The organism is Erysipelatoclostridium sp. MSK.23.31, assembly GCF_019125875.1.
Classification (GTDB): domain Bacteria; phylum Bacillota_I; class Bacilli_A; order Erysipelotrichales; family Coprobacillaceae; genus Thomasclavelia; species Thomasclavelia ramosa.
Genome location: NZ_JAHOCB010000019.1, coordinates 1 through 10,974, shown reverse-complemented (window position 1 = coordinate 10,974; position 10,974 = coordinate 1). Strand labels below are relative to the sequence as shown.

Annotated in this window: 8 protein-coding genes; 4 read left to right on the top strand and 4 right to left on the bottom strand. The window is 31.3% G+C overall.

Annotated elements, in window-relative coordinates; all coding sequences use genetic code 11:
• Nucleotides 1-32 precede the first annotated feature (32 nt).
• The 3 genes from KSU54_RS09720 to KSU54_RS09710 all read left to right on the top strand — a co-directional run bounded on the left by KSU54_RS09720 (nucleotide 33) and on the right by KSU54_RS09710 (nucleotide 2,851).
• Nucleotides 33-260, top strand: coding sequence for a DUF6110 family protein (locus KSU54_RS09720; RefSeq protein WP_117792183.1), 228 nt, complete (start codon nucleotides 33-35; stop codon nucleotides 258-260).
• A gap of 7 nt (nucleotides 261-267) precedes the next feature.
• Nucleotides 268-2,391, top strand: coding sequence for a heavy metal translocating P-type ATPase (locus KSU54_RS09715; RefSeq protein WP_117792185.1), 2,124 nt, complete (start codon nucleotides 268-270; stop codon nucleotides 2,389-2,391).
• Between the two features lie 103 nt (nucleotides 2,392-2,494).
• Nucleotides 2,495-2,851, top strand: coding sequence for a metal-dependent transcriptional regulator (locus KSU54_RS09710; protein ID WP_003537869.1), 357 nt, complete (start codon nucleotides 2,495-2,497; stop codon nucleotides 2,849-2,851).
• A gap of 1,104 nt (nucleotides 2,852-3,955) precedes the next feature.
• On the opposite strand, the gene KSU54_RS09705 is transcribed toward KSU54_RS09710, so the two are convergent.
• The 4 genes from KSU54_RS09705 to gpmA all read right to left on the bottom strand — a co-directional run bounded on the left by KSU54_RS09705 (nucleotide 3,956) and on the right by gpmA (nucleotide 9,205).
• A complete protein-coding gene (locus tag KSU54_RS09705) occupies nucleotides 3,956-5,695 on the bottom strand; it encodes an ABC transporter ATP-binding protein (RefSeq protein WP_009300804.1) in 1,740 nt (579 codons plus the stop codon).
• A 2-nt stretch (nucleotides 5,696-5,697) separates the two neighbouring features.
• Nucleotides 5,698-7,443, bottom strand: coding sequence for an ABC transporter ATP-binding protein (locus KSU54_RS09700; protein ID WP_117792187.1), 1,746 nt, complete (start codon nucleotides 7,441-7,443; stop codon nucleotides 5,698-5,700).
• Between the two features lie 66 nt (nucleotides 7,444-7,509).
• Nucleotides 7,510-8,124: a TetR/AcrR family transcriptional regulator gene (locus tag KSU54_RS09695; RefSeq protein WP_117792189.1), complete on the bottom strand. Its 615-nt coding sequence runs from the start codon at nucleotides 8,122-8,124 to the stop codon at nucleotides 7,510-7,512.
• Nucleotides 8,125-8,452: 328 nt separating this feature from the next.
• The gene (gpmA, locus tag KSU54_RS09690; RefSeq protein ID WP_003537875.1) at nucleotides 8,453-9,205 is read right to left on the bottom strand and encodes a 2,3-diphosphoglycerate-dependent phosphoglycerate mutase; all 753 of its coding nucleotides are present in this window, start codon (nucleotides 9,203-9,205) and stop codon (nucleotides 8,453-8,455) included.
• 429 nt (nucleotides 9,206-9,634) lie between these two features.
• Between gpmA and KSU54_RS09685 the strand changes: the two genes are divergently transcribed.
• Nucleotides 9,635-10,825 carry an MFS transporter gene (locus KSU54_RS09685; protein WP_003537876.1) on the top strand — a complete coding sequence of 397 codons (1,191 nt, stop codon included), beginning with the start codon at nucleotides 9,635-9,637 and terminating at the stop codon, nucleotides 10,823-10,825.
• The last annotated feature ends 149 nt before the right edge of the window (nucleotides 10,826-10,974 follow it).

The window sequence follows — 10,974 nt, the reverse complement described above, 5'->3', positions numbered from 1 at the left end:
AACATCTTTATAATAAGTTAGGAGGAACATTAATGAAAGATTTATTAAAAAACAAAACTGTATTATCCTTTGTAGGAGGAATTGCAGCAACGATTGCTGGTGCAAGGTTTTTAAAAAGCGATAAAGCTAGAACAATGGCGGTTAATTCTTTAGCTTCGGGAATGAAGCTAAAAGACGATGCGATGGCTACTTATGAAACGATCAAGGAAGATGCAAAAGATATTTGTTACGAAGCAAAAGCTAAAAATGAGGGAGAATAGATAGGTTATGAAAGCTTATCAAATTGTTCATGATATGCCTGGACGAATGCGAATTCGTTATGGTAAATATACTTTTTCAAAAACTGCAGCAATTGGATTAAGCTATGAATTAGAACGTTGGAAAATGGTTAATAAGGTCGAAGCTAATGATATAACAGGAAGTATTTTATTTATTTATGATAAAAATAGAAGAAGAGAATTATTAGCTTTAATACGACAATTTGAAATAGAAAAATTTGATGTAACACCATATCTAGCGACAATCAAGGAGTATAATTCTTATGAAATAACACAAAAAGAAGTTAGCCAAAATTATACTTCTAAATTTATAAAGTTATTGCTTCGCCGTTATTCAATTCGGTGGTTTTTACCAACTCCGATACAATATTTAAGCAGTATCGTTTTAGCGGTTAAATATTTCAAAAAGGGGCTAGCTTCATTAGGTAAAGGACATATTGATGTGCCAGTTCTTGATGCGACAAGTATCGCTGTATCGATGCTTAATAGACAGTTTAAAACAGCTGGCGATATTATGTTTTTATTGTCGGTATCACAATTATTAGAAGACTATACAAGAAAAAAAACAACTTTACAATTAAAAGAATCATTATCACTTCATCTAGATAAGGTTTGGATCTTAGAAAATGAGTCAGAAATAGAAATTCCTAGTGATACTCTAAAAAGAGGTGATATAGTTATTGTTCACATGGGGACGATGATCCCTGTTGATGGAGAAATAACCGATGGTCAGGCTTTGATCAATGAATCAAGTTTTACTGGTGAGCCTCTAAGTAAAGCGGTTGGTAAGGATGATACTGTTTTTGCAGGAACAATTGTAGAAGAAGGAAAAATTTATGTAAAAGTTAGAAATCTACAAAAAGAAAGTCGTATTAATAAAATTGTTGATATGATCGATGTTAATGAAACATTAAAAGCTGGTGTTCAATCGCGAGCTGAACATCTTGCTGATTCGATTGTTCCATTTAGTTTTTTTGGCTTCTTTGGGTTGCTATTATGGACAAGAAGTCTAACAAGAGCGACTTCAATTTTATTAGTTGATTATTCGTGTGCAATTAAATTGACTACATCAATTTCTATCATCAGTGCAATGCAAGAGGCTGGAAAACATTCAATCATGGTTAAAGGTGGTAAATATCTTGAAGCGATGGCTCAAGCCGATACAATTGTCTTTGATAAAACAGGAACTTTAACTAATGCGACTCCATTCGTTCAAGAAGTAACACCACTAGATGACTACAGTCGTGATGAAGTACTTAGAATTGCAGCTTGTCTTGAAGAACATTTCCCTCACAGTGTTGCTAACGCAATTGTTAAGCAAGCCCAAGATGAGGAATTGTTACATCAAGAAGAACATGCTGAAGTAGAATATATTATTGCTCATGGTATTGCTACTAATTTACATGGTCAAAGAGCAATTATTGGTAGTGAGCATTTTGTTTTTGATGATGAACAGATTGAAAAACCCCCTGAAATAGTTCAGTTGATCAGCAAATTACATAGTAAAGGAGCTAGCTCATTGATTTATTTAGCAATAGGTCAACGCCTAGCAGGGATCATTAGTATTTATGATCCGCTCAAGCCGGAAGCCAAGCATGTAATTAATAATTTACGGGAGATTGGTTTTAAAAAGGTTATTATGTTAACTGGAGATTGTGAAAATGCTGCAGAGCATATTGCAAATGAACTAGGAATAGATGATTATAAAGCTGGTATTTTACCAGAAGATAAAGCTGAGTATATAAGACTGTTAAAAGCGAAAGGTAAAAAAGTCGTGATGGTGGGTGATGGCGTAAATGATACTCCGGCACTATCAAGTGCAGATGTATCTATTTCAATGCAAGATAGTTCCGATATTGCCCGTGAACTAGCAGATGTGACATTGACTTCAAGTCGTTTGGATGAAATTGTTGAATTTAAAAAGATTTCGATATTACTAATGCAAAGAATAAAACATAATTATACTAATATCGTGGCATTTAATAGTTTATTAATTTTATCTGGACTAATTGGATTATTACAGCCTAATACAAGTGCATTTTTACACAATACTTCAACATTCCTATTTTCTGCTGTCTCAACAAAACCGCTTCTTTATAAAAAAGAAAATTAAGCAAGTAGGGAGATTTCCTTACTTGCTTTTATAATCAATTGAATTATAAGATAAATAAATGTCTATACTATAAAAAATTAATAAATTTAAGGGAGAAGTGGTTATGGGAGAAGCACTGGAAGATTATTTAGAAGCTATTTTAATTTTATCTAATCAAAATAAAGCCGTTCGTTCTGTTGATTTAGCAGTGTATCGAGGATATTCTAGGGCAAGTATTAGTTATGCAGTTAAAGAGCTTAGAAATAAAAATTATTTAGAAGTAAATAAAGATGGTCATCTCAAGTTAACATCGAGTGGTCAAGTACTTGCTAATAGAATTTATGAACGACACTGTTTTTTTAAAAAACTTTTAATCGCTGCTGGCGTAAGTTCAAACCAAGCAGAAATAGAAGCTTGTAAAATGGAACATGGAATTAGTGATGACAGTTTTGAAAAGTTGAAAACGTTGTTAGATTTTTAGCATGGAATTTTTGTTTGAGTATAAACATAGATATTGTAAAAATTGATTGAATAGAAATTTATTAAAAAAATGCTGTTAATATGTTTTAAAATAAAAAGACAAAATCAAATATTTTTGGTTTTGATTTTATCCGTTCATTTATCTGAATTTTAATGGTATATATTTTTATAAGAAAATTTCGTTATTTGCTGATTTCAGCATAAATGTGTAATTGATGTAGAGAATGAATATAATCATTAAGCACATGTAATCTTAGTTGTGTATCAACTGGTAATGATAAAAAATATTCGCGAGAACTAGAACTGCGCTGGATTAATTCATGTAAGTTTTGATATTTAATGTCACTCACCTCTAAACATATCATAGCCGTTATTGATAAAAATATACAGGTTCAAAAACATAATGATTTAATTGCATAAAATAGAAAAGGAAATACAAGCATATTAAAATTGCACGTTGCTAGAAACATTCATACGTAACAAATGTATTTTAAATTATTCTTTATTATCTATAATAAAAAATAGAAAAAAATAAAGGTGATTATAAAATTAATAAGGAAAAGTATTTCAATAGCTATGCGGTTGAATCCAAATTGGATAATACTGTTTAATAGTAGAAAGAATAATGGAGCTATAAAATCAACAACAGCTGCAAAGTCATGAATTATTGCTTCAATCGTATCTGGGCCTTTTGTTAATACTAAAGCATTCAGACAGGAGCTCGCCTCCAAAGGATAATATTATGATGGATAACACCATTAGCGATACAATAGGAAATGAGAAAGATTTTAAAATGATAAAAAATCTAATGGTAATATAACTAAGAAAAATTCTAAGCCAAATCAGCTAAAAATTATAAATTCTTTTTACAGGGTCTTTAGAATTTTCTAATATACCTTATTATCATAAATCTACTTTTACAGCTAGAATAAAATGATTTTAAGATTTCTGGTAATAAAAATTCACCAAAATCATTATTAAAAGAATCAACTAAGTAAATTGATGTATAGGTAGTTTTTCATAATAACTCATCACTTTATTTAATAATTATATTATTTTGTTGATTAACTTAATAAACAATAAAAACATGACATAAGTCATGTTTTTATTGGCTCCAGCCTTTGGTATTATTACGGACATTGATAAAATCTTGGTATATTCCAGTTTGTTTGATTAACTGGTTATGGCTTCCGCTTTGTGCAATTTTTCCATCAGCTATGACAAGAATCTTATCTGCGTAGCGAATAGTGTTTAAACGATGTGCTATTACTAATAAGGTTTTTCCTTGACATAACTGTGTAATTGCTTCTTGGATATAATTTTCGTTATCACCATCAATACTGGCAGTTGCTTCATCAAGGATAATAATAGGAGCATCTTTTAAAATACATCGAGCAATTGAAATTCGTTGTTTTTCACCACCGGAAAGGCTTGTACCACCTTCCCCAATAATTGTTTGAAAACCATTTGGCAGTGCCATGATAAAATCATAACACCGAGCTTTTTTAGCTGCTTCAATGACTTCTTCTTCCGTAGCTTCAAGTCGTCCGATGCTAATATTATTATAGATAGTATCCTGAAATAAATAAACACGTTGGAAAACCATACTGATATGATTCATTAAATCAGCAAGTTTAACGTTTTTGATATTTGTTCCACGGATGTTTATTGACCCGCTATCAACGTCCCAAAAACGTGTTAATAGATTAGCAATCGTACTTTTACCGCCTCCTGATGGACCCACAAGAGCAAGCATCTTATTTTTTTCTAATGTAAAATTTATATTGTGTAATACTTCTTTTTTATCATAAGAGAAACTAACATTTTTAAATTTTATTTCTGGTAGATCACTTTGTTCTGGAATTACTTCCATACCATCATCAGGCAGTTCTTTTTGAGCTAAGACATCTTCGACACGATCCATACAACTACTCATTACAGTTAACCGTGTACTTTGACTATACAACGCTTTAAGTGGACCAAATAAGTCAAATACAAATAAAGTTACTCCAATCAAGTAAGGAACAGTTAGTAAATTTTGAGTTTGTAGATATAATGAGAGTGCTAAAATAGCAGCTATTCCTAAACCATAAATAATATTTAGCCAACGTTGCCAGGGAGCATGTGTTTCTTCAAATTCTAAATTAGTTCGGCAGCTCTCTTTAAAATTATTAGAAAGTTCAGCTGATTTTTCACCTAACAGATTATAAGTTTTAATAATACTAATACCCTCAATAAAATCAAGTACAGCATTAGTGAGTTTTTCACTTTGTTCTTGTCTGATAGTTGAATGTTCTAATGTTTGTTGTTCCATCGCTTTACCTAACCATAGGATTGCTCCAGCAATTAACAATGAAAGTATCCCCAACCAAATATTTAAATAGAACATAAAGATGATCATAATAATTTCAGCAAAAATATAGCTCATCATGTCAGCAATCACGGTCATACAATTTTCTTCTATAAAGACCATATCCGTAGATAATACTGAACTAATTTTCCCAATATTTCCTTCAGTAAAGTAACCCATTGGCAATTTTCTAAGATGACGGCCTAATTCCATGCGCATATCTGAAAAAATTCGATAACCAGAATCACCTTGTAAACGATCAGAAATATTTTGAAAAACTGCTTGAAATAAAACACAAACTATTAATGTAATACCAAGCAGAAAACATAATCGATCAGACATTTTATTATTATAAAAAGCATTAAAAGCAATAAATGCTAGTCCGATTGGGGATTTTGCTAACATTGATTTTAAAAACGAGAAAATAAAAGCGATTTTAATATTGCGACGATATTTTCCGGCGATAGCAAGGATTCGTGACATTAATGAGATCATAATTAATTACCTCCTTGATTATGACTAACTCTCCAATTAGCACTATTATTTGCCATGGTCCATAACTTTTGGTATTCAAGGCAAGTATCTATAAGTTCTTGATGAGTTCCTACTGCGTTTAAATAGCCATTCTTAAGTACACAAATCTGATGTGCATTGATAATTGAATGTAGATGGTGGGCAATAACAATAACAGTTTTATCTTTGATAACTTCTGCAATTGCGGCATTCATTTTTTCTTCATTTTCTGGATCCATAAATGCAGTAGCTTCATCAAGAACAATGATTGGAGCATCTTTGAGAATTGCCCGAGCAAGAGAAATTCTTTGTCGTTCACCACCGGATAATTGTTTTCCTCCATCACCTGCCAAAGTATGAATTCCTAATTCAAGACGGCTTAAAAATTCATCACACTGTGCTTTACTAGCTGCTTGATAAACTTCTTCATCACTAGCATCAAGCCGTCCCATTCTAATATTTTCCATCAAAGTTGTATTAAATAGAAATTGTTCTTGTGATACATAGGCAATTTGATTATTTAACGTTTCAATGCTCATTTGTCGTAAATCTTGATTTCCTATTTTGATCGAACCTGAATGGACATCATAAAAATGAACAAGCAGTTTTGCTAATGTGCTTTTTCCACTTCCAGATTCCCCAATCAAAGCCGTTAGTGAGCCTTCTTTAATTTCTAAGTTAATATTATGTAAAACTACATTATTATTGTATGCAAAACTAACATTATCAAAGCTGATATGATGGTTTCTGTCTTTAAAACAATCAGATGTTTGTTGTAGTGGCGGTGCACTTAACATTTTTTCAAGAGACTCAATTTTATAACTGATTTGTGGTAAAGTTGAGACAAACGCCAAAGCCCGTAAAAGCGGAGTACCAATTGCGAATGATAAGCAAAGAATAAGAACTAAGTCAGGTAAATTCGAATAGTTGTGAAGAACTAACCAAGATCCAAATGGTAGAGTAAGTAAAGCTACACACGGTAAAATACTATTATAGAGTGCCATCCATGGCCAACAAGCTTTGTACCAGGCAAGAGTGAAATCACGATATCCACGTATATCATTTTCAAAACGATGATATGATTCACCATCGCGATTGAATACTTTAACAACTTCCATTCCATTAACATATTCAATAATAGTATTATTCATTTTTTGTGCAGCTACGTAGTAATTACTCATTTCTTTCATACCAATTTTGAACATTGCCCCCATCGCTAATAAACCAATGGGAAGAGAACCTAAAGATAATAAGGCAAGTTTCCAATCAACAATAAACATAACAATATAGATGAAGAGGGGAATAGCTAAGTTCGAGATGCCTTCCGGCAAAGCATGTGCCAATAGTAGTTCAATTGCTTCAATATCATCAATAAAAGTTTTTTTATGAGCACCAACTCCTTTTTCTTGAATAACTCCTAATGGTTGCTTTTCAAGTTTACATTGTAAAGAAATTCGTAGATTTTTTAATGTGTGATATGCACTTTGGTGTGATAAGGCAAGACCTTTAACATAAAAAACGGCATATAAGATAAGTGAAATTGCAATGGCAATAACTCTAAAAATAATATAATGAGTGCTTATTTGCTGATGCATGATTAAAGGTGTAATAATTTGATAGATAAAAAGAAACGGTAAGATATTCATTCCTACTCCAATCAGCATTGTGGCAATAGCTTGATAAGTTTTTTTTCGATAATCACCAGCGTATTCTAATACTTTTTTAAGCATGTAATCCCTTCTTTCTGGTTAGTTTTAGCTAACCTAAGTTTTTTTTAAAACTCCCATCTAGGGAGTTTAACGTGTATATCCAAGAACTTGGTACCAGTTAAAGAAATGGCAGACAATTTGGCAATGATTCTCTATTTGCTCCCAACTAAAACCATGGATGAATGGCTCATAGATCGTAGTCCAAAAAGAAGATAGTAGAGTATGAAATTCCGTTTTACTGATTTCCGTAGTAAAAATTCCTCGATTTTTAGCTTCAAGATAATATTCATAAGTATAGATGGACATTTTTTCAACCCAGTCGTGAGTAAAATTAGAAAAGGAAGTACCTTGTGAGCATGATAGTAATAGAATAAAGCCATCATAATGGCTATATAAAAATTTAAACCACCATAACATTACATCGTTATTCATATTCCAGGCTTCAATTAATTCAAATTCTGTAACTGTTTCAAAATTGATCCTACGGTTGTCAGCGACTTCATTTAAAGCTTCTAAAGTAGGGGTAACTACTGCTGTAAATAATTCCTCTTTACTTTTATAGCGTTTGTAAAGTGCCCCTGTAGTAACCTTTGCATTTGCACAGATTGTTTTCAAAGAAGCTTTCTCATAACCTTGTGATAAAAATTCTTCTTTAGCACTTTTTAAAATTTTTGGATCAATAGATTTATCGGGTTTTGACAATTTATCGCCTCCTTTTATACTGATAATTAAATTATCGATAATCTAATTATCAGTATAAAAGTAATTGCACTTGATGTCAATCGTTACAATAAAATTTTAGGTTGAAAGTAATAAATTTGTTTTTATAAAAATTTAATTGGAATAAATAAAAAAGCCAACTTTTGAATAATGTATAAGTTGACTTTTTGAGGATTATTTAATTTAGAGGTATTTCAAGTATATGTGCTTTATTGATGATAACGCTTTAAAAGAATTTTTTTTAAATAAGCTTTAATATAGAAAATTAAACTTAGCAATAATGCTAAAAGGATCAATGTTTCAATCATAATTAAACAGTAACTAGTTTTTTACCCTGATCAGCAACAGCATCGATCTTCTCTTTTAATAGCGTTTCATCACCTAAATAGTAATGTTTTATTACTTTAAATTCATCATCAAATTCATATACTAAAGGAATTCCAGTTGGAATATTAATATTCATGATTGCTTCGTTACTTAACTTATCAAAGTATTTAACCAACGCTCTTAATGAATTACCATGTGCAACAATTAAGGCTCGTTTACCAGCCTGCATATCTTTTTTTACTGTTTCATTAAAATAAGGAATAACCCGCTCAATTGTTGTTTTTAAGCTCTCACCTGCTGGTAAAAGAGCAGAGTCAATATTTCGATACATTGCCTGCTTTTGCGCGCTGCGTTTATCATTTATATTTAAAGCTGGTGGCAGTACATCAAATGAACGACGCCAAATTTTCACCTGTTCTTCACCGTATTTTTCTGCAGTTTCCGCTTTATTTAATCCTTGTAAAGCACCATAATGACGTTCGTTTAGTTTCCAGCTTTTATTGACAGGCAGCCAGCAGAGATCCATTTCATCTAATATATGATTTAATGTGTGAATGGCTCTTTTCAGATAAGAAGTGTAGCATACATCAAATTCATAACCTTCATTTTTTAAAATCGTGCCTGCTTGTATTGCTTCTCGATGGCCAGTTTGGCTTAAATCTACATCTGTCCATCCTGTAAAAAGATTTAATTTATTCCAGTCACTTTCTCCATGACGTACTAATACTAGTTTCATAATATCTCTCCTTTTAGTTAGCTTAAGCTAACTATATTTGTATAATATTCCAATGAACAAAATTTGTCAACTAAGATGATAATAAAAGCAAGCTGTTACAATATTTTTCACAAAAGAATTAATCTGATTTTACTGACTGAAAAGATTAAGATTTCATTTGAAATGATTTTTAGTTATAATAATTTTATAGGCTTGAGAAGTTAGAGAGTGAGGGAATGGTTATAGTAACAGCAAGCACTGATGTGGCTTTTTGATTATCAATGAAAATATATATAAAAATATGATAATATTTTAGTAACATTGGAAATAAAAATGCCGGTATCGATTAATATTGATGAAAGCGACTTTTCAACTTTTGAAAATGCTGGATTTAATATTAAAAATAATGATATATTAGAAATAATGAAAGCGATTTAATGAGGTAGGAAAATGAGTAGAGTAAAAAGTTTAAATATCAAGTATGTAGCCAGTCAAGTATTTTATTTTGCAACCTTTGCCGCAATGATGGGATATGCCTCAGTATACCTATTGCACAAAGGTTTTAGTAATTCAACAATTGGTATAATTTTGTCCCTATGCAATATTTTAGCGGTGTTCATGCAACCGGCATTAGCAACTTTTGCTGATAAGAATCAAAAGATTGAAATTCGTAAAATTATTACAACTATCGTTGCAATAGCAATTGCTTTATCTGCAATTTTATTAGTAGTTCCAAGTAATCAGGCAATTATTTTTATTTTGATTGTATCAATCTTTTCATTAATGACAACGATAATGCCGCTAATGAATACTTTGGCATTTGTTTTTGAAAAGTATGGAATTCAAGTGAATTATGGCTTGGCTCGAGGGCTGGGGTCTGTTGCTTACGCTGTTGCATCAATGGTATTAGGACATGCAGTTGATGCTTTTAGTCCGGATTTATTACCAGTATGTTATGTTGTCTTTAATGCACTATTATTTATTGTTGTTCATGGCTATGTATTGCCAAAAAGTGAACAAATCGAAGTTGCAGTTGAGACAAATGACGAGGATGAAGTTGCAGTAAATAATGAAGGTTTGCTAAGATTTGCTGGTAAATATAAAAAATTTATTGTATTTTTATTAGGGTTTGTTTTTGTTTATTTTGCCCATACAATTATTAATAATTTCTTTATCCAAATAATTACTAATGTAGGCGGTAATAGTAGTGATATGGGAAATGCTGTATTTTTAGCAGCGATGTTAGAATTACCGACAATGGCATATTTTACGAAGCTTAGTAAAAAAGTTAATTGTGGAACGTTAATTAAAATTTCTATTATTCTATTCTTAGTAAAACATGTGATTACTTATTTTGCAGATGGAATGACAATGATCTATATAGCTCAAGCTTTCCAAATGGGGGCTTATGCTTTATTTATTCCGGCATCTGTTTATTATGTGAATTGTAAAATTGCCCCACAAGATATGGTTAAAGGTCAATCATTTGTGACTACTTCAATGACAGTAGCAGGGGTTTTTGGTAACTTGATTGGTGGGATGTTACTAGATTCAGTTGGTGTTAGCCAAGTACTGTTAATTAGTGCTGTTCTATCATTAATAGGTGCGGTAATTGTAGTAATGTCTGTTGAAAAAGTATAATTTTATAGAATTAATGAAAGTGTTGGTTTAGTTATTTAAAATGGTGCTTTAAAATAATATAGGGTACTAAACAAAAAGTAGGATTAGAAGATGTATAATCTTCAATAATTATCCTACTTTTTTATGTCTAGATATAGTATTATTTCATT